Origin of the sequence: Corynebacterium sp. (assembly GCF_030532715.1) — a bacterium.
GTDB lineage: Bacteria > Actinomycetota > Actinomycetes > Mycobacteriales > Mycobacteriaceae > Corynebacterium.
On the sequence record NZ_JAUNKO010000005.1, the window covers coordinates 95,224 to 115,038 of the forward strand.

Annotated in this window: 17 protein-coding genes and 1 pseudogene; 6 read left to right on the forward strand and 12 right to left on the reverse strand. The window is 57.6% G+C overall.

What is annotated here, in order from left to right; translation table 11 throughout:
• The first annotated feature begins 15 nt into the window (after nt 1-15).
• Nucleotides 16-1,149, forward strand: coding sequence for a SufD family Fe-S cluster assembly protein (locus Q4D83_RS08980; RefSeq protein ID WP_303174866.1), 1,134 nt, complete (start codon nt 16-18; stop codon nt 1,147-1,149).
• Between the two features lie 38 nt (nt 1,150-1,187).
• Nucleotides 1,188-2,000 carry a RecB family exonuclease gene (locus Q4D83_RS08985; RefSeq protein ID WP_303174867.1) on the forward strand — a complete coding sequence of 271 codons (813 nt, stop codon included), beginning with the start codon at nt 1,188-1,190 and terminating at the stop codon, nt 1,998-2,000.
• On the opposite strand, the gene Q4D83_RS08990 is transcribed toward Q4D83_RS08985, so the two are convergent.
• Complete coding sequence (locus Q4D83_RS08990) at nt 1,997-3,040, reverse strand: hypothetical protein (RefSeq protein ID WP_303174868.1); 1,044 nt, start codon at nt 3,038-3,040, stop codon at nt 1,997-1,999. The two genes, Q4D83_RS08985 and Q4D83_RS08990, sit on opposite strands and share 4 nt — an antisense overlap.
• A 450-nt stretch (nt 3,041-3,490) precedes the next feature.
• On the opposite strand from Q4D83_RS08990, the gene Q4D83_RS08995 reads away from it, so the two are divergent.
• On the forward strand, nt 3,491-4,138 hold the full coding sequence (locus tag Q4D83_RS08995) for an ABC transporter ATP-binding protein (RefSeq protein ID WP_303175125.1): 648 nt from the start codon (nt 3,491-3,493) through the stop codon (nt 4,136-4,138).
• On the forward strand, nt 4,138-6,456 hold the full coding sequence (locus Q4D83_RS09000) for an ABC transporter permease (protein WP_303174869.1): 2,319 nt from the start codon (nt 4,138-4,140) through the stop codon (nt 6,454-6,456). The genes Q4D83_RS08995 and Q4D83_RS09000 overlap by 1 nt, the downstream gene beginning before the upstream one ends.
• Before the next feature lie 56 nt (nt 6,457-6,512).
• Here the strand turns inward: Q4D83_RS09000 and Q4D83_RS09005 are convergent, their stop codons facing one another.
• From Q4D83_RS09005 to Q4D83_RS09025, 5 genes and pseudogenes are all read right to left on the reverse strand, one after another.
• Entirely contained in the window at nt 6,513-7,820 is a 1,308-nt protein-coding gene (locus Q4D83_RS09005; protein ID WP_303174870.1) for an anaerobic C4-dicarboxylate transporter, read from the reverse strand.
• Nucleotides 7,821-7,938: 118 nt separating this feature from the next.
• Nucleotides 7,939-9,501, reverse strand: coding sequence for an aspartate ammonia-lyase (aspA, locus tag Q4D83_RS09010; RefSeq protein WP_303174871.1), 1,563 nt, complete (start codon nt 9,499-9,501; stop codon nt 7,939-7,941).
• Between the two features lie 235 nt (nt 9,502-9,736).
• Nucleotides 9,737-10,582, reverse strand: a complete 846-nt coding sequence (gene hisG / locus Q4D83_RS09015) for an ATP phosphoribosyltransferase (RefSeq protein ID WP_303174872.1) — start codon at nt 10,580-10,582, stop codon at nt 9,737-9,739.
• Nucleotides 10,583-10,592: 10 nt separating this feature from the next.
• The gene (locus tag Q4D83_RS09020; protein WP_303175126.1) at nt 10,593-10,865 is read right to left on the reverse strand and encodes a phosphoribosyl-ATP diphosphatase; all 273 of its coding nucleotides are present in this window, start codon (nt 10,863-10,865) and stop codon (nt 10,593-10,595) included.
• Nucleotides 10,866-10,931: 66 nt separating this feature from the next.
• Nucleotides 10,932-11,480 (reverse strand): annotated as a pseudogene (locus Q4D83_RS09025) (HAD family hydrolase); the annotation flags it as partial.
• Between the two features lie 115 nt (nt 11,481-11,595).
• On the opposite strand from Q4D83_RS09025, the gene Q4D83_RS09030 reads away from it, so the two are divergent.
• Both Q4D83_RS09030 and Q4D83_RS09035 read left to right on the forward strand, forming a co-directional pair.
• Nucleotides 11,596-12,072, forward strand: coding sequence for an adenylate kinase (locus tag Q4D83_RS09030; protein WP_303174873.1), 477 nt, complete (start codon nt 11,596-11,598; stop codon nt 12,070-12,072).
• Nucleotides 12,073-12,095: 23 nt separating this feature from the next.
• Nucleotides 12,096-12,506 (forward strand): hypothetical protein, encoded by a 411-nt coding sequence (locus tag Q4D83_RS09035; RefSeq protein WP_303174874.1) that lies wholly within the window; start codon nt 12,096-12,098, stop codon nt 12,504-12,506.
• 14 nt (nt 12,507-12,520) lie between these two features.
• On the opposite strand, the gene Q4D83_RS09040 is transcribed toward Q4D83_RS09035, so the two are convergent.
• The 6 genes from Q4D83_RS09040 to Q4D83_RS09065 all read right to left on the reverse strand — a co-directional run bounded on the left by Q4D83_RS09040 (nt 12,521) and on the right by Q4D83_RS09065 (nt 19,780).
• Nucleotides 12,521-13,444, reverse strand: coding sequence for a Dyp-type peroxidase (locus tag Q4D83_RS09040; RefSeq protein ID WP_303174875.1), 924 nt, complete (start codon nt 13,442-13,444; stop codon nt 12,521-12,523).
• Nucleotides 13,445-13,505: 61 nt separating this feature from the next.
• On the reverse strand, nt 13,506-13,679 hold the full coding sequence (locus tag Q4D83_RS09045) for an Rv0909 family putative TA system antitoxin (protein ID WP_303174876.1): 174 nt from the start codon (nt 13,677-13,679) through the stop codon (nt 13,506-13,508).
• A 109-nt stretch (nt 13,680-13,788) separates the two neighbouring features.
• Complete coding sequence (gene metH, locus Q4D83_RS09050; RefSeq protein WP_303174877.1) at nt 13,789-17,316, reverse strand: methionine synthase; 3,528 nt, start codon at nt 17,314-17,316, stop codon at nt 13,789-13,791.
• Nucleotides 17,317-17,374: 58 nt separating this feature from the next.
• Nucleotides 17,375-17,716 carry a hypothetical protein gene (locus Q4D83_RS09055; RefSeq protein ID WP_303174878.1) on the reverse strand — a complete coding sequence of 114 codons (342 nt, stop codon included), beginning with the start codon at nt 17,714-17,716 and terminating at the stop codon, nt 17,375-17,377.
• On the reverse strand, nt 17,713-18,942 hold the full coding sequence (gene mshC, locus Q4D83_RS09060; RefSeq protein WP_303174879.1) for a cysteine--1-D-myo-inosityl 2-amino-2-deoxy-alpha-D-glucopyranoside ligase: 1,230 nt from the start codon (nt 18,940-18,942) through the stop codon (nt 17,713-17,715). The genes Q4D83_RS09055 and mshC overlap by 4 nt, the downstream gene beginning before the upstream one ends.
• 10 nt (nt 18,943-18,952) lie before the next feature.
• Nucleotides 18,953-19,780 (reverse strand): undecaprenyl-diphosphate phosphatase, encoded by an 828-nt coding sequence (locus tag Q4D83_RS09065; protein ID WP_303175127.1) that lies wholly within the window; start codon nt 19,778-19,780, stop codon nt 18,953-18,955.
• Nucleotides 19,781-19,815 lie beyond the last annotated feature (35 nt).

The window sequence follows — 19,815 nt, forward strand, 5'->3', positions numbered from 1 at the left end:
GAAAGCGAGTTCATCATGAACACGAAACCAGCCCCCGTCACGCCCGTGACTGGTTTGGGCCATACATCTGTCAACCCTGATTTGCTCAAAACCGTGGGCTATGTGGAAGAGGCCAACGCGAGCGCGACATCCATCTTGGTTGACCACCACGTAGAACACATGGTCACCCATGACGGGCAAGTTGAAGTCATGCCGCTTGCCGACGCCCTCGTTACCTACCCGTGGCTCCAAGAACTGATGTTCTCTCTCGTGGACCCCACCAGCGATGAGGTGCTGCGCCGCGCCTTCGAATCTACGCGCCGTCCGCTCGGCACGTTTACCTGGGTGCACGATCACGCTGTGTTGGACAAGCCGCTGCAATCTTTCACGTTGATGACGGTCCCGCAGGAACGCCAATTCATGCACGATGTCACCGTGATTGGTGAAGGCGCTGTCGTGGATTCCATTTCTGGTGCTGCGGTAACCGAGCAGATGACGCACGGCACCCATGTGTCAGTCTCAGAAACGTTCATCCACCCGAATGCGCGGGTGCGGTCGCTGGATGTGGAACGCTGGGGTGCGCACATGGATGTGCACTCCTATAGCGGCACCAAGGTTGGCGCGGGTGCCGTGTGCAGTACGATTTCCGTGGCGGTGAACGCGATTAGGAGCCATACGGACATCTCTACAACCGTGCTGGACGATGACGCGGTGGATACGAACCATTCCATTGCTTTCGCCCCACATGGCACGCACCGAACTATGCGCTCCACCGTTGAGCTTCAAGGTGACGGTGCGCGCTGCGAACAGGTCGCCCGGATGGTCTCCGATGGTGGTGACATCGACAATGAAACCACGCTGGTTGGCCGAGGCGCCGGCTCCAGTGGTTTCCTGCAGTGTGACGGGTTGATGATTTCTCCGCTCGGCACGATTACATCGGTGCCCGCGCTGGTAGCCGCGACCGACACCGCCCAATTGTCCCACGAGGCGAGCGTGGGGATGGTGGATTCGGATCGTTTGGAGTACTTGATGTCCACTGGTCTCGATGAGGACGCTGCGCGTGACCTCATTGTCCGTGGTTTCCTTGACGTTGAGGACCGTGACATGCCTGATAGTTTGCGCGAGACGGTCGCTGGGTTGATTGCCGCCGCCCGCGCCGGGGCGATGTAGCGGCTCGCGGTGAGGTCGGGCCGGTACAGTGTAGTAGCGTGAACCAGCCTCGACCTCTCGCCCTCTCCCCGTCGCGCGCCGGGGATTACCAGCAATGCCCATTGTTGTACCGGTTTCGCGCTATTGATCGGTTGCCGGAGCCAAAGACCGTAGCCCAAGTCAAAGGTACGCTCGTGCATGCAGTGTTGGAGGAGATGCATGGCCTGCCGCGTGAGCAGCGCTTGTACCCTGCCGCCGTAAAACGCCTCAAACCACAATGGGCACGTATGTGCGAAGAGGATGGTGAGTTACAGGAGCTTGTCCCGGCGGCCGAACTCTACGATTTCCTGGTTGAGTGCCGGAGCCTGTTGCGCGGCTATTTCGAGATGGAAAATCCACAGGGTTTTGACGCTCACGAATGCGAAATGTACGTAGATACCGTTCTCCCCAACGGGGTACCGGTGCGCGGCTTCATTGACCGCGTAGATATCGCCCCTACCGGCGAAGTACGGGTTGTGGACTATAAAACGGGGAAAAAGCCACTGCCCCGTTACAGCCAGCAAGCCCATTTTCAAATGCGCTTTTACGCGCTGGTGTATTGGCGCCTGTTTGAGGTCATCCCTACGCAATTGCGGCTCATGTACCTCAAGGTTATCGATTCAATGTTTCTCACCCCGTCCCGTGAAGAACTCGAGTTTTTTGAGCGCGACTTGGGCGACCTCTGGTCCAAAATTGAAGGCGACGGCAAAAGTGGTGTATTCCGCACTCGAACGTCAAAGCTATGCGGGTGGTGCCCGCACCAGCAACTCTGCCCCGAGTTCGGTGGCACTCCCCCTGCCTACCCTGGCTGGCCTGGCAGCACAGCTGACTAACTGCACGAGCGAAAATATTCGCGCAGACCGGGAAGTGCGAGGTCAACCCAACCTAGCCGCACCATGGTGATATACCCGCGGTTTGCCAGCCGGCGCCGGTATTGCGCCACGGTGTCAGCGGACCGTTGCATGCGCGCTGCAATGTCCGCGATTTTTACCGCCTCGTCGCCTGCCGCAACCGCCGATAAAAACGCCACATCTAGCCCGGATAATTCGGCGCACAGCGGATGCAATATTGTGCTGCTAAATTTCCGTAGTGCGTCCACACTGGCAGCTTCTACATGTGTGGATTGTATAGTGCCAGCACCCTCGACAGCGTTCCAACAATAGTGCCCAATAAGTTGCACTAATAACGGGTATCCGCGCGTGGCAGCGACGGCCATGGTGAGCGCTTGTTCCTCCCATACTAATTCAGTTGATTCAAACAACTCGCGCACCGCTTGATCGGTTAAAGCGGTAAACCATTCGACCGTAACACCGGTGAATTGTTCGCCGTGTTCCAGTGCTTTTCCGTATTCCACCGGCGTCATTGTGGCCACGACACGCACCTTGTGCCTGTCCGTGAATAATGGGGAAACCGCGGCAATTAGGTCGTGTATTTCCGCCATCCCCGCCGCTGTGACGTCATCAACCGTTACCAATAGTCCGCTGTCATGTGCCGCAAGAGATTCGGCAACGAGTTTGAGGTTGCGTACCAGTTCGCTTTGCGACGCCGCTTCCTGCCGCCCCGGCCCTAAAAGCTGCGGCGCCGAAACTCCAACAACCCTTCGATTGGTGGACCCAACTCCCAGCGCCTTCATGAGCGCGGGAAGGTGCTCATCGCGCAACCTAGTTACGAGCCCTGCAGTGGCGTTTTCCGCGATCACCGCCCAATTCCGGCCTCGTGCCTGCTGCTCAATGGTGTCGAGGGCGACAGTTTTTCCGCTCCCTTCAAAACCGACCAACAATCGCGCATCGGCGGATTCAAACACGCCACCCCATGGGCCGAGGGCGCGGGCTGCCGGAATGGCACCTATGTGGGGATCAAAAGGATTAGTCATCGTCGTATCTTCCCTTCTACGAAGCATCAGCGCCCACCGTGTCAGTTTTCTAATATCACTCAGTTTACTCACCTTTATCGGTTCGTCCAAGTGTTGGGATGTTTCCCTGCTACGTGATGGGATTGCGCCTTTTACCTGCATGAATGAGGTTCGGAAAACTGAGTTCCTTTATCTCGATCGAACGGTGTTGTGATTGCTATGTCGGCGCTAGTTCACTCAGTTTGCACCCCCGGCGTGCCCTTCGATCACGTTTGTGATGGCGGTGGCGATTGTGATTTTGCGGGCTGAATTCGTTTGTGTGTTAGGTACCGTATGTGCCTATTGCTTTTCAATGGCAGAGGAAATAGCGTAGAAATATCCCCCGCCATCTCTCAGTGAATTGCAAAAGGAAATACTGTGCTTTACTCGTTGCAAAATGTTACGAAAACCTATGGCGAGCCACCTGCGGAGGTGCACGCACTCGACGACGTTACTGTGGACATTCCTGCAGGTAAATTTATTGTTGTGCTTGGAGCTAGCGGATCCGGGAAAAGTACGCTATTGAATATGTTGGGAGGGATGGATACCCCAACGTCGGGTAAATTGTTGTTTCGCGGCAAGGATATTTCCCATTATTCTGCGAAACAGTTAACTAAATTCCGGAAAAATGAAGTGGGTTTTGTTTTTCAGTCGTATAATCTTTTGTCGGATCTTACCGCGAAGGAAAATGTGGAGTTTTCTACCGAAATTGCGGGCATCCCGCGCGCCTATGCGGTTGAGGCTTTAGAGAAGGTGGGGTTGGGTGATCGGTTGGACCACTACCCTGCCCAATTGTCGGGCGGACAGCAACAGCGCGTGTCCATTGCCCGCGGATTGGCGAAAAAGCCTGCGGTGCTGTTGTGCGACGAACCGACTGGGGCGTTGGATTTTAAGACGGGCATTATGGTGTTGAAGGTCCTCCACCAGGTGCACCAACAGGAGGACGCCTCCATCATTGTGATCACGCACAACCAGGATATTGCGAAGATCGCTGACCTTGTGTTGACGATGCGTAGCGGCAAGATCATTGACATTACGGAAAACAATGCCCCGTTGGATCCGGATGAGGTGAGTTGGTAGTGAAAGCACCCACCAAGAACATGCTGCGCCAGACCGTGCGGCAGGCGCGATCGTTGCTGGGGCTGGTCATCATTATTGCGGTGGGCATCGGGTTTTACGTCACCATTAAGACGTCCTCGGTGAATTACGAAAATAGCTCGAATGAGTTTTTTCATCAATACGCACTGCCCGATCTGCTGATATCCGGCGGTGATTTCGACGCCGAGGATGAGCGGCGGGTCGCCGAACTGCCAGGCGTGCAGGCGGTGCAGCGGCGTGCCGTCGTCGACACGAAACGCGGTGATCACACCCTGCGGTTATTGTCCTACGATACGAGCAGCCCGCGGGCAAACAAGCCGTATATTTACCACGGGGACGCCCCGCGCAGTGTTGATGAGTGCCTGATCACGGAAAAGTACGCGGAAGCCAACCAGCTGCGCGTTGGGGACCGTATCGAGTTTTCCCACAAGCGCTTCAAGGATTCCTGCACGGTCACGGGTTTCGCCACCACCCCGGAGGATTTGTACCTTAAGCAAAGCGCCACCCAACCGATTGCGGATCCGAAGGACTTCGGGATGCTATACGTGGATACGAAGTTTATGACCCGCCACGAATTGCCGCTGAGCGAGGTTGCGGTGCGGTACCACGAGGGCGTCGATACGCACCATTTGGACGATCAGATCGCGGAAACCCTCGGTGAGAAGGTGCGTGATGTAACCAAACGGCCCGACATTTACAGCTACAACGCGTTCAAGTCGGACGTGGAGCACTTCGGCCTGATGGCGTACGTGTTTCCGCTTGTGTTTTTGATTATTGCGGCGATTGTTATTTTTGTGGGGCAGCGGCGAAATGTGCTGCGCGATAGGCGGCAGATTGGCATTCTGAAAGCCATGGGGTGCGGCTCGTGGGAAGTGATGCGACTGTACGTGTATTCGGCTGTGGCCGTTGCGCTCGTCGGCTCGGTGCTCGGGTTTTTGTTCGCACAGGTTGCGGGGCCGTGGGTGATCGGCAACTTCGATTCGGTGCTGTCGGCGCCATTCTTGGATTTTGACGGCTCCATTGACAATTTGGTGGTGCCGTCCGCAATCGCAGTCTTCGTTTGTGTCGTATCCACACTTTTTGCGGTGGGGCGCATCGTCATGATCCGGCCGGCGGAAGCCATGCACGCGGAACCACCGCAGCAAGGCAAGGATATTCTGCTGCAGCGGCTGTGGTTGTGGCGACGCATGTCCTTTAACTCTCGGTACGCGGCGAAGGCGACGCTGCGCAACAAAGGGCGGTTTGTGGCCATGGTGTGCGGCATGATTGCGCTGCTCATGCTCACGGTCATGTCGTTGGGTTTTCGGGATTCGTTCCGGTACGTCACCTCCAATTATTACGACACCGTGGCCCGCTACGACCTGTCGGTGAATATGCCGCCCACGCCGTATGAGCAGCAGCCGAAGTTCACGGAAAACGTCCCCCTCGACGCCTATGAGCGCGCGCTCGTCACCTCCGCGACACTGGAGGCGGGCGATCGCGTGGAAGATCTCCCACTGTTGATTGCCGATGATCCTATACGCATGCACAACCTCACCACTGAAGCCGGCGACCCAGTGGAATTGGGTAGCGGCGTGGTGCTTCCGAAGTATTATGCCGAAAAACTTGGCGTGAATATTGGCGACGAAATTGAGATTTCCACGCCGAGTCGGCTCGTGTCGGGGACCGCAACAGTGTCCGATTTATCCAACCAAAACCTCGGGTTTACCGTGGCGCTGACGTTCGACACCGCGCGAAACACGCTGAACTTAGACGAACCGGTATACAACACGGTATACGCGCAATCGGATACGAATGTGGATGCGACAATAAAGAAGCTGGAGCAGGAGGACGACGTCCTTTCCGTCAGTTCCATCACCGACGATAAAACCAGCTACCAAAAACTCACCGACACCTTCGGGGTGTACACCACGCTGCTGGTGGTATTTTCCATCGTGTTGGGCATTGCCACCCTCTATTCAATCTCTTCGATCACGCTGCTGGCCAGGCAATATGAGTTCATTGTGCTGCAGGTGATGGGCTATTCCCGCGGAGACATTTTGAAGGCGTACCTCAAGGAACTTGCGTCGCAGTTTTTCTTAGCGCTGCCTATCGGGCTGATCGGTGGCTATGTGCTCACCATTTACCTCACGTCACTGTTTTCAAATGACTCGATGCTGTTCCAGGCGCAAGTTACCGAGATAAGCTATGCGGTTGCTATCGTCGCCGCCTTGGTTGTGATTGCCATCGTGTGGGGCAATGCCCGAAGCCAGGTGAACAAGCAAGACTTGGTGGCTGGGCTGAAAGCACGAGAGGAATGATTTTCAAGCTGCGGGCCACCCCGGTATGCACCGCGTGGCCCGTAGTCGTGGTTGGCCTAAAGCATGACTGAGCCAAACAGGAACCCAAACACCACGGCGAGCGCGATGCACAGGGTGCCGGGAATAATGAACGAATGGTTGAACACGAATTTGCCAATGCGTGTGGAACCGGTGTCATCCATTTCCACCGCCGCCAGCAGTGTGGGATAGGTGGGCAGGACGAACAGTGACGACACCGCAGCGAACGACGCTACCGCCGTCAATGGAGACACCCCAACTGCCAGGGCAGCTGGCAGCAGCGCCTTCGCCGTGGCGGCCTGCGAGTACAGCAGCGCTGCCGCGAGGAACAGCACCACGGCAAGCATCCACGGATAGGTTTGCAGGACATTACCGGACAGGGTTTTAATGTCCTCGATGTAGGCATTGATGATCGTGGTGCCCAGCCAAGCCACACCCATCACACACACGCACGCCGACATGCCGGATTTGAATACTTGCGTACCGGCGATCTCGGCTGCTGGAATGCGGCACATAATGGTGATGATCGTCGCCGTGGCCAACATGATGGACATGATCGCTTCGTTTCGGGGCAGCGTTGGCTCCGCAATCAAACCGACCTGTTCGGAGATTGCGGTGGCGTAGCACATGACCACGACAATGGCGATGAGGAAGATCCACACGGAGTTACGGGCGGTCTTTGTGGGTACGTAGTCGGACCCTTTGGGTGGCTGCACCAAGCCCCGCGCGAGGCGATCTTGGTAAATCGGATCATCGTCGAGTTCTTTGCCCAACCGGTTGGTCACCAACGCCGTCGGGAAAATAGCCAAAAACGTTGCGGGAATCACTACCGCCAGCAATTGCAGGTAGCTCACCCCCAGCGGTTCCATAATGGATGCCATAAACACTACGGCGGCGGAAATTGGTGACGCGGTGATCGCGAGCTGCGAAGCCACCACCGCGATTGACAACGGCCGCGACGGCCGAACGTGGCCTTCTTTCGCCACCTCCGCAATCACCGGCAAGGTGGAAAAAGCGGTGTGGCCGGTGCCTGCGAACAGTGTCATCAGGTACGTTACCAACGGGGCGAGGTAGGTCACTTGCCGCGGATTTTTCCGCAGCACACGCTCTGCGACGTGGACTAAATAGTCCATACCGCCGGCGCGTTGCATCGCGGCAATCGCCGCGATGACGGTCATAATGATGCCAATAACATCAAAGGGAATGTCTTCTCGGGTGACGGGAACTCCAATAAGGCCGAGCAACAGCACGCCCAAGCCGCCGGCGAAGCCGATGGCTACGGAACCGAGCTGCGCACCCAAAACGATCGCCCCAATGACGATGGCGATACAGACAATGAGGAACACAGTTACTCCTACAACGGAATCGATTGAATAAGCAACATCAACGCACTGTCCCCATGGCCCTCCTTCCGATTAAAGGTAGGACGAAAAAAGGGGCTCCGGTTGGAGCCCCTTTGAAGAGTTAATCTTCTAAGTAAAGTTTTCCGCGGAACACTGGGTGCATCAGGTTTTCCTTTGACAGCACTTGGTCTAGTGTTTTGGCGTCCATCAAGCCCTTTTCCAACACCAATTCGCGCACGGACTTGCCGGTTTCGGCAGCTTCCTTGCCAATCAGGTCACCGTTGTGGTGGCCGATGAATGGATTGAGGTAGGTGACGATGCCAATAGAGTTTTCCACGTATTGGCGGCACACCTCTGGGTTGGCCGTGATGCCTTCGACGCACTTGGTGCGGAGGGTTTCCGCCGCGTTGCCAAGGAACCGAATGGATTGGAACAACGCCTCCCCGATCACTGGTTCCATCACGTTCAGCTGAAGCTGCCCAGCCTCGGCCGCCATGGTGACGGTCAGATCGTTGCCGAACACCTTGAAGCACACCTGGTTGACCACTTCGGGAATTACCGGATTCACCTTGGCCGGCATGATTGACGAACCAGCGGCACGCGGAGGCAAGTTGATTTCGTTGAGGCCGGCGCGCGGGCCGGAGGACAGCAAGCGCAGGTCGTTACAAATCTTGGACAGTTTCATTGCGGCACGTTTCACCGCACCGTGCGCTAGTACATATGCCCCAGTATCGGAGGTGGCTTCGATGAGGTCACGCGCTGATTTCATTTCCAGACCGGTAACCTCTGACAAGGTGGCGGTGACCTGGTGGCGGTAGCCCGCCGGGGTGTTGACGCCGGTACCAATCGCTGTCGCGCCCAGGTTGATTTCCAACAGGCGGTTTGCAGACATACGCAAGATGGCCTGTTCTTCCGCCAAGTTGTGCGCGAATGCTAGAAACTCCTCCCCCAGGGTCATCGGAACAGCATCTTGAAGTTGGGTTCGGCCCATCTTCAAAATGTCCATGAACTCGTTGCCCTTGGCGTTAAACGCGGATTGCAGGGCGTCGAAACGCACAATGAGCTCTTGGAGCGCGGCGTAAATACCCAAGCGGAAGCCAGTCGGATACGCGTCATTAGTGGACTGGCTCATGTTTACGTCATCGTTCGGGTTAATCACGTGGTACGCGCCCTTTGGCTCACCCAAGTATTCGAGCGCCAGGTTTGCAACCACCTCGTTGGTGTTCATGTTCAAACTGGTGCCCGCGCCGCCCTGGAAGACGTCGATCGGGAACTGGTCCATGCACCGGCCATGCTCCAGAATCTGGTCACACGCCCACACGATCGCTTCGCACTTATGGGCGGGCAGCGTGTGCAGCCTGCGGTTTGCCAACGCGCACGCCTTTTTCACCTGCACCATGCCGCGAATAAACTCCGGCACCTGGTTAATGGTCGTGCGGGAAATTTGGTAGTTTTCCATCGCGCGCAGCGTGTGCACACCGTAGTAAGCGTCGTCTGGGACTTCCATCTTGCCCAGCAGGTCCTCTTCAATACGGAAACCTGCGGGTGCTGCAGGCTGAGCTTTCGACGCTTTCTTCGAGGCTGTCGCAGATTTGGTGCCGCCGTCCTTCGGAGGCTTCACGTCCACCTTTTCCGAATCAGTTTTCGCGCTTTCGGCGGGCGTCTCTGCCTTCTTCTTGCTCATGAACGTTGTACCTCCATCGAATCGGGACAGGAGCTTATAGTGCCGATTGTACGCATGGTGATAACCAATAAACGCCACTATTGATACCATTTTGAAAATCCGGGAAAGAATCACACAAAAACGCCACACGTCGCCTGTTTTCACCCCTTTTTCGGTATCATCCGCGCACCAAGCATGAACAAAAAGTTGATTTCATTCAGCATTGCCTCAGGTTCCACTCGGCGCGGAACCTACCCTAGATGCGGGCGATGCGGATTTCCGACGCCAAAATAGCGCGTGCGCCCAGCTCTGCAAGCTGATCCATGATGGCGTTCGCTGCTGACTTCGGCACCATGGCGCGCACTGCTACCCAGTCGTCAAGGGCCAGCGGCGAGACGGTTGGCCCAGACAGCCCGGGCGTAATTTTCGTTGCCTGCGCAAGGAGATCCCGCTGCACGTTATAGTCCAACATAAGAAAATTCTGAGCGTGGAGGATTCCCTCGACCCGTCGCAACAATACCCGCTGTTCGGGGGTAATGGGGGCATTTTTGCGGCCGACGATAACCGCCTCCGAATCCACTAGCGGCTCCCCGAACGGCTCGAGGCCTTGTTGCCGTAAGGTGCGCCCCGTGGATACGACGTCGGCGATAGCGTCGGCCACGCCGAGTTTGATGGAAATTTCCACAGCGCCGTCGAGGCGAATGACTTCCGCCGTAATCCCCCGCTTCGCAAGATCTTTGCGCACCACGTTCGGATACGACGTTGCGATGCGCTTGCCTTCCAGCGCCTCCACGGTCCATCCCTTGTCGCGGGGTGCCGCGTATCGGAACGTGGACGCGCCGAAGCTCAGGCTCAGCACCTCCACCACATCCGCCATCGAATCTGCAGCCAAATCTCGCCCAGTAATACCAAGGTCGAGCTGGCCGTTTGCTACGTAAATGGCAATGTCTTTCGGCCGCAAAAAGAAGAACTCAACGTTGTTGGCTTTGTCTACTACCGTCAGCGCTTTCGCGTCTCGACGCCCCGCATAACCAGCCTCACGCAAAATCTCAACGGCCGCCTCGGATAGCGAACCTTTATTCGGTACAGCGACTTTCAGCATGATCGGCCCCTTAAAGGAATTTGTACACGTCGGCGGGCGTGACGCCACGAGCCACCATGATCACTTGCGTCCAATACAGCAGCTGGGAGATTTCCTCCGCGAGCTCCTCATTGGATTGGTATTCAGCGGCCAACCATACCTCGCCGGCCTCCTCGATGACCTTTTTACCGAGAGTGTGAACACCCTTATCAAGGGCCGCGACGGTCCCGGAACCTGCGGGACGCGTGGCGGCTCGATCGGCCAATTCGGAATACAGCGAGTCAAAATTTTTCACGGTGCACATTGTTTCATACCATTGGTGCAAGTCAGAGACTCCCACCCCCTCAAACGTGGGCAACGTTGTGACATCTATTGCGCGGCAGCCAGCGGCTCGCGCCGCCGCCAATCCGGCAGCGGAATCTTCGAAAACCAAACATTCGTCCGGTAGAACACCTAGGCGCATAGCGGCGGTGAGGTAGCCTTCTGGGTCCGGTTTGCCGCGGCGTACCTGATCCCCAGTGATGGCACCGGCGAAAAAGTGAGCGCCGACCCGCTCGATAGCGCTGTGCGCGAGCGCACCTACGGTGTTGGTAACCACGGTGCACGGTATCCCCGCCTCGGTCAGGGAATGTAATAGCTCCGGAACCCCGCGCGTGATTTCGGCGTGTTCAATAAGTTGCCCCATCCGGTGCAGCATCCAGGCGGCATAGCGGTCCTGAAGTTCGGGGCTCCATTCGACGCCCGCGTGGGTAAGGCAGATTCGCAGCGTGTGCTCGAATGTGCCACCGATAGTGTCGCGTTGCAATTGCGGGGTGAGGCGCCGGCCAATAATTTCGCTCATTTCGTATGTTGCTTGCGCCCAGAGAGGCTCAGATTGAATGAGCGTGCCGTCCAAATCCCACAAAATCGCCTTCAGCATGATGTTGAGTGTACCCTGCGCTTTTGTTCCATTCCCAAGTCTTTATTTTGCTTGTGTCAAATTGAATTATTCGTATTTACCACTACTTAACTTCAGTTACCGGTACAGTGGCCGTATGAAACGAATACTAATCTTGGGCCGTGGCGGAGCCGGCAAAACTACGCTTGCGCACGCCATGGCGGAGCGTTTGCAAATTGAGCACATCAATTTGGATTCGATGTTTTGGCAGCCGGATCTCACCCCCACCCCTGCCGATAGGTGGAGGGAAAAACAGCAAGAACTTATCGCAAAAAATACCTGGATTTTGGACGGTGATTTAGGGCCCTACGACGAAGATATCGGCTCCCGAATTGCGGCGTCCGACACGATCGTGGTGCTGGATTATCCACTGGGTTTGTGCGCGTGGCGTACGCTACGCCGCGGGCCGGAAAATAGTGACTATTGGCGTTGGCTACTTTCGTATCGGTTGAAACATCTCCCCCGCATCAAACGCCTTATTCAGCAGCACAGTCCGCACACAAACGTGCATTACATTCACAGCCCGTGGGGTATTCCGGATTTATTAAATCGCACCGCCGCGCTACCCAAATGAGCAAGGTTGAAGGAGACACAACAATGCAGGCTTTTCTTGATGATTGGCAGGACGATACCTGCGTGCAAGACGAACTTGCGCTCAGCGACGACAGCGAAATCCCACCCCTGATCAACCAATTAGATGGTGCGCGGCACACGCTGCTCTCTCTTGTGGTGGCCGAAGGAAACCTATTGCAGGTTGCCGGCGGGCCGGAACACTTTGTGATCACTAGCACTGAGGAAGCGACGATCCATAACCTCACCAACCCGGAGGCAACGGATTCGGAGCGCATCTCCGTGGTCGCCGGTGGGCACGAAGGCCAGTTCGAACCGAAGTATGTGGTGTCACGCAGCGAGGCGACGAAATGCGCGCTTGCCTATTTTCACGCACACAAAATCCCCACCGAGGATCCACGATTCACGTGGGAATCGTTCGACGCCCCGGCGGGGTAATACGCGAGCGATCGTTAGTCCTCGTCACCGTCGAGGAACGGTGCGCCGATCGCTAGCAACCCTTCGACGGACGGGCACACGTACCAGGAGCCGCTGACCACATCCGAAAAGTAGGTGAGCGCGTCTCGTGGGCCATCCACGGCACCGGCCATGCGGCGCAACATTTCCTCTAGCCGCCACTGGTCAAAGGAGAATCCGACGAAGATGGTGCCGTGGTCGGCGAGTTCACCGTACGACGTGTTGCGGCGCAGCACCGCCAGCTCTTCGCCGTCGTGCTCGACCACGGTGCGGGATACGTGCGAAGTTTCCGGCATTTCATCTTCGGGCAATTCCACACTATCCGCGCGCGTGCGGCCAATGACCTGTTGTTGCTGATCCTGAGACAGCTTCGCCCACTGTTCCACGCGGTGCGGCCACTTTTGGAACAGCAAGACAGAAGAGCCGAATCCCGGCTGGTGCGGGGGCACGGCGATCACGCCCGGCACCTCCAATGCGCCTGGGTTTTCGGTTCCGTCTTCGAAGCCGGTGAGGTCACGGTTGCTCTCATACACCCAGCCGACGATTTCCTCGTTCACCGTAAGTAAGCCGGATACTTGACTGACGATGTGGCGGGCGACGTTAAACGACGCCGAGCGAGATGACGAAGCCACCCACAGCCACGCATCGTGCTGTGTTGCGGGCATTTCATAGCCATCGGCGCCGACGATCGGTTCGTTGAACCCGTGCACGTTGGCTGGAATGTGCGCGGGATCGGAAACAGTTGCCCATAGTTCTGGGCGCACGCCAATCACCGCGTTCGCGCCCACCGTTGTGGGCAAGTTCACGGCGGCGGCGAGTTTCCCAATCGCCTCGGTGGGGTTCGCACCTGGGAGCAGATCGAGCTCAATATACACGTGATCTGTGGTGCCATACGCATGTATTCCGTGCTGGTGAGTCATACAGGACATTATGCCGCACAAGGCACCTCAAAACACAATGAACCGATTAATCGGATCGGTGTTATTCACCTACCCTATCGTCGATAGCTTGGCGAGCCTTTGACACATGGTCAGCCTTATCCGCGCCGAATTTGTTTTTAGCTAAATCCTCGCCTTTATCTAAGGCAGCGTCAGTGGCTTTCTCACTTTTCAGGGCGTCCTGAGCCTTTTGCTTCGCGGAATCAAAAATACCCATCGGTCATTCTCCTCACGTTGTGCAACGAATAGGGTTCGCCCGACAATATACCCGCCACCAAACTATTGCAATAGTCTTTCCTATAAATCGACGGGATCGGCGCAGCGCATCACACGTTAAAATATTTCGCCTCAGGGTGATAGAGCACAAACGCGTCGGTAGATTGCTCCGGATGCAATTGCAATTCCTCCGATAATTGCACGCCAATACGCTCCGGGCGTAGGAGTTCCATCATGGTACGGCGGGAATCCAAATCCGGGCAGGAACCATAGCCGAAGGAATAGCGGGCGCCCCGGTACTCCAAGTTGAAAAAGCCGCGCTTATCCGCCGCGTCCTCGTCGCCTGCGGTGCCGCCGTCAGGGAACGCTAACTCGGAACGCACGCGGGCGTGCCAGTATTCCGCCAACGCTTCGGTCAGCTGCACACCGATTCCGTGAACTTCGAGGTAGTCGCGGTATTCGTGCGCCGCAAACAATTCATTGGCAAAGTCGGCGATGGGCTGGCCCATGGTGACCAGCTGAAACGGTAACACGTCCACGGCGTCGCCACGCGGGCGAACAAAATCGGCGATGCACAGGAATCGACCCCGCTGCTGGCGCGGAAAACTAAACCGCGCGCGTACCTCAGCATCAGGGTGCGGTTCGTTGAGGATAAGCACGTCATCGCCCTCGGAAACGGCCGGGAAGTAACCGTACACCACAGCGGCGTGATCGAGAATGCCTTCGGATTTGAGGCGGTCAATCCACGCGCGCAGCCGCGGGCGGCCCTCAGATTCCACCAGCTCTTCGTAGCTTGGGCCGTCGCCGCTGCGGGCACCCTTCAGCCCCCACTGCCCCATAAACAAGGCGCGTTCGTCCAGCGTGGGTAGGTATTCGGCAAGCGGTAAGCCTTTGATAATGCGGGTGCCCCAAAACGGCGGGGTGGCTACGGGAACGTCAGTCGCGACGTCGCTCCGCTCCGGCACCACCACCGGCACGGCCGCTGCCTTCCGCTCCTCCGCAATGCGCTTCGAACGTTCGTGCCTTTCACGGCGGGCTTGACGCTTTTGCTGCGCCTCCGAGTCCACCGCGGACTTATCCCCGCGTTTGACCGCCATAATTTCGTCCATGAGGCGTAACCCCTCGAACGCGTCGCGCGCATAATGCACGTCGCCGTGGTACACCTCCGTCAGATCATTCTCAACATACGTTCGAGTCAACGCGGCGCCGCCCAGCAGCACGGGAATGTCGGCGGCGCCGGCGGTGTTCATTTCCTCTAGGTTTTCCTTCATCACCACAGTTGACTTCACCAGCAGACCAGACATGCCCACCACGTCGGCGCCGTGGTCGCGCGCGGCGGAAATGATCGTTGCCACGGGCTGCTTAATGCCCAAGTTGACAACGTTGTAGCCGTTGTTGGACAGGATAATATCCACCAAGTTTTTGCCAATGTCGTGGACATCGCCCTTGACCGTGGCGAGCACGATGGTGCCCTTGCCACCGGAATCGTCCGTGGCCTCCATAAATCGTTCGAGATACGCCACGGCGGTTTTCATGGTTTCGGCGGATTGCAGCACGAACGGCAGTTGCATTTGCCCGGAACCGAACAATTCGCCAACGGTTTTCATGCCGCCGAGCAGATCCTGGTTAATGATTTCGATGGGCGTTTTCTCTTGCATGCCGGCATCGAGATCGGCTTCAATGCCGTTTTTCTCGCCATCGATAATCCGCTGTGACAAACGTTCGAACAACGGCATGGCGGCGAGGGCTTCCGCGCGGGCGTCCTTCGCCGCGGCGGCGGAAACACCTTCGAAGAGTTCCATAAACGTTTGTAGCGGATCGTAGTCCTCGCGGCGACGATCGTAGACCATGTCTAACGCCACTTCCCGCTGCTGCTCATCAATCCGGTTCATTGGCAGAATCTTTGAGGAATGCGCGATGGCGGTATCTAGGCCGGCCTCAATGCACTCGTGCAAAAACACGGAGTTCAACACCTGGCGGGCGGCCGGGTTTAAGCCGAAGGAAATGTTCGAAAGCCCGAGCGTTGTATGCACGTCAGGGTACTTTTTCTTCAATTCCCGGATGGCGTTGATCGTTTCGATCCCATCTCGGCGGGTTTCCTCCTGGCCGGTGGAAATTGGGAAGGTTAAGCAATCGACAATAATGTCGTGCTGGGCAAGCCCCCACGTGCCGGTGATGTCGTCGATGAGTCGGGAGGCGATGGCTACCTTCTTTTCGCAGGTGCGCGCTTGGCCCTCCTCGTCAATAGTCAGCGCCACGACGGCAGCACCGTGGTCCTTGACCAATTGCATGATGCGCTGGTAGCGGGATTCCGGCCCGTCACCGTCCTCAAAGTTCACGGAGTTCACCGCGCACCGCCCGCCAAGGTGTTCCAACCCGGTTTGAATGACGGCGGGCTCGGTGGAGTCGATCATGATCGGCAAGGTGGAGCTGGTAGCTAGCAGCCCCGCCAAGGTAGCCATGTCTTTTCTACCGTCGCGGCCGACGTAGTCGACGCATAGGTCGAGCATGTGCGCGCCGTCGCGAGTTTGTTGCTTCGCAATGTCCACGCAGGTGTCCCAATCCCCCGCGAGCATCGCCTCACGGAACGCCTTGGAGCCGTTGGCGTTCGTGCGCTCGCCGATCATGGTGATGCCCGTATCTTGGGTGAGCGGCATGGTGGTGTACAACGAAGATACGTTATCGTCGCCTGTCACCGTCCGGGCGCGAGGAGCTACCCCCCGCAGCGCTTCGGCGACGGCGCGAATATGCTCCGGGGTTGTGCCGCAACAACCACCGACCATGCGCAAGCCGTAGTCGGTCACAAACTCCCGCAGCGCTTGCGCGAGCTCCGGCGCCGTCAACGGGTATTCGGCGCCGTGTTTGCCCAAGATGGGCAGCCCAGCGTTTGGCATCACCGACACCGGAATGCTGGAATGCTGCGAAAGATAGCGCAGGTGTTCGCTCATTTCGGCGGGGCCGGTGGCGCAGTTCAACCCGATCATGCTGATGCCCAAGCGCTCCAACGCGGTCAGTGCCGCCCCGATCTCCGAGCCGAGCAGCATGGTGCCGGTGGTTTCCACCGTCACGTGACACAAGATGGGAACGCTCAGCCCTAGTTCATCGAACGCTTCCCGGCAGCCAAGCACCGCGGCTTTGACTTGCAGCAAATCCTGCGCGGTTTCTACGAGGATGCCGTCCGCGCCGCCCTCCACCATGCCGAGTGCCGCTTGCCGGTAGTAGTCCTTTAAATCCTCATACGGCGCGTGCCCCAGCGACGGCAGTTTCGTGCCCGGCCCCATTGAGGCCACCACAAAACGCGGAATGCCATCCGCGCCGGGGCCCATTTCGTCGGCTACCTCTCGGGCGAGTTTGACACCCTTGTATGCCAGCTCGCGGCAGCGGTCGGCGATATCGTAGTCAGCTAAGTTTGGCAGGTTACAGCCGAAGGTATTGGTTTCTACGAGGTCCGCCCCGGCCTCAAAGTAGGCGCGGTGAATAGCTTTAAGAATGTCGGGGCGGGTGTGGTTGAGGATTTCATTGCATCCTTCAAGCCCCAGGAAATCCTTCTCCAGGTCGAGGTCGAAGGATTGGAGTTGCGTGCCCATGGCGCCATCGCCGATGAGCACTCGCTGGTTCAGAGCTTCAAGGAGGTTCATAAAACAGACAGCTTAGTACGTTTAGCGTTCCAGTCATATTTCGTACCATGCGCTGCCGCTATTCGAACTCTGGTAGCGCTTTCAGCTCTTCTTCGCTTACCCCGGCTTGGGTGAGCACGCGGTGGATAAAGCCCATGAGTTCGGCTTCCTCTTCCAGCTCGATCACCGCGTACCCATACGCACGGTTGAACTCGCACAACCGCTCGATCAGCGCCGCGCCGTCCGCCACCGTGCTGGGTTCGGCGTGGACAAATTCCTCCAGCAGGGCGCGCAACGTGACCAGCGCCGCGGGATCGTACGGCGGATCCCAAAATTCCTTATCCTCCTCGCGCAGGTAGGCTCCGGAGGCGTAGGTGTGCAGATCCGCTACAAACTGCTCCACGAACTGCAGGTGGGTCACGGTTCGTCCTCGAAATTAAGGCCGAATAAAGCGTCGAGTGCGGCGGCCATGACCGTGCCGCCTTCGCCGGTGCCGCTGAGGTTTTCCACCCACGCGTCTACGGCGCGGAGTGCGCCCGGGGTGTCAAGGTCATTGGCGAGCATGGCGCGCACTTGCTGGATCACGTCCCGCGCGGCCTGCTCATCGGACGGCGTATCGACGCCTCGCTTCCACCGCCGCAGCCGCTCCTCCGCCTCGGCGAGCAATTCGTCGGTCCATTCCCGGGTTTGCCGGTAATGCCCGGCCATAATGCCAAGCCGGATGGCCTGCGGATCGTGTCCGGCCTCCACCAGCTTGGACACGAACAGCAGATTGCCTAGCGATTTGCTCATTTTCACCCCGCCGAGGGTGAGCATGGCGGTGTGCACATAATGGCCAGCCATGCGGTCGCACCCAAGGGCCGCCTCCGCGTGCGCTGCGGAGAATTCGTGGTGCGGGAAAATCAGGTCCGTGCCGCCGCCCTGGATGCTAAAACTCGGCCCCAGCCGGTTGGTAGCAATCGCCGAGCATTCAATATGCCAACCGGGCCTGCCCGGCCCAAACGGCGCATCCCACTCGGGTTCCCCATCCTTGGATTTGCGCCACACCAGGGCGTCCAACGGGTGCTGCTTACCGGGCCGGTCTGGGTCCCCGCCCCGCTCTGCGAAGAATGCGCGCATGGTGGCTTGGTCATAGTTGGACTCGTAGCCGAAGTTTTCCGTGGCTTCAATGCTGGCATACAAGTCGCCTTCCAGCTCGTAGACCGCGCCAGCGGCAATGAGCCGGTTGACTAACTCAATCACCTCGTCCACGGCGTTCATCACACTGACATAATCCCGCGGCGGGATAATCCGCAATTGCTCCATGTCCGCGCGGAACAAATCAATCTGCTCGGTGCCAAGGGCACGCCAATCCACGCCGTCGCGCTCGGCGCGGGCGAACAAGGGTTCATCAACATCGGTGACGTTTTGCACGTAATGCACATCGTGCCCGTTATCCAAAAGTTGACGGTAGATCAGGTCAAACGCAACATACGTGGCCGCGTGGCCAAGATGCGTCGCGTCGTAGGGGGTAATGCCACACACAAACATTCCGGCGGTGCCGTCAACAAACACGGGACGGACTTCGCCATCAGCGGTATCAAACAACTGCAACGGCACGGATGGCCCCGCAAGCGTAGGTACTTCTGGTTCAGGCCACGAATACATGTCACATACTTTAGCTTGCGCTTATAAGTCCAGTCGCTAACAGCCCCATCACTGCCAAGCCAACCGGGATACGATAGGCCGCAAACCAGGCGAAAGAATTGCTGGCCACGAACTTCAACAGCCACGCAATGGAGGCATAGCCGACGACGAAGGCGATCACACTGCCCACCAGCAATTGCAGCCCCGTGGCCGCCTGCCCAGCCTGCGGTTCCAGCGCGTCACGCAGGGAGAAAATGCCGGCGCCAAATACCGCCGGAATGGCCAGCAGGAAGCTGAAACGCGCCGCCACTTCGCGGTTCAAGCCAACGAACAAACCTGCGGAAATAGTGCCGCCGGAGCGGGACACACCGGGAATCAACGCCAAGCATTGCGCAAAGCCCATCACGATGGCGTCACGCATGGTGAGATCCTCATAGTTGCGCGCCTTGGAGCCGTACTTTTCCGCCAGCAGGAATACGAAAGAAAACAGCACCAAGACGGTTGCGGTGATCCACAGGTTGCGCAGCCCATCGCGGATAAGGTCCTTCCCGAGCGCGCCGAGGATCACTACCGGCAGGGTGCCAACGATCACCATCCACCCCATTCGGTATTCGAATCCGCGTTCTTCTTTATTGAAGAGGCCCTTGAACCACCCCATGACAATATAGAAAATGTCTTTGGCAAAAAACACGAGCACGGCGAGTTCGGTGCCCAATTGGATCACGGCGGTAAACGAAGCGCCAGCGTCTTGGCCCCAGAACAGCTGGGAAATGATGCGAAGGTGGCCGGACGAGCTGATGGGGAGAAACTCTGTAAGCCCCTGAACAATGGATAAGACGATGATTTGAATCCAACTCATGGATTCCGCTGCTGAGGTAGTCACCCCGAATACCG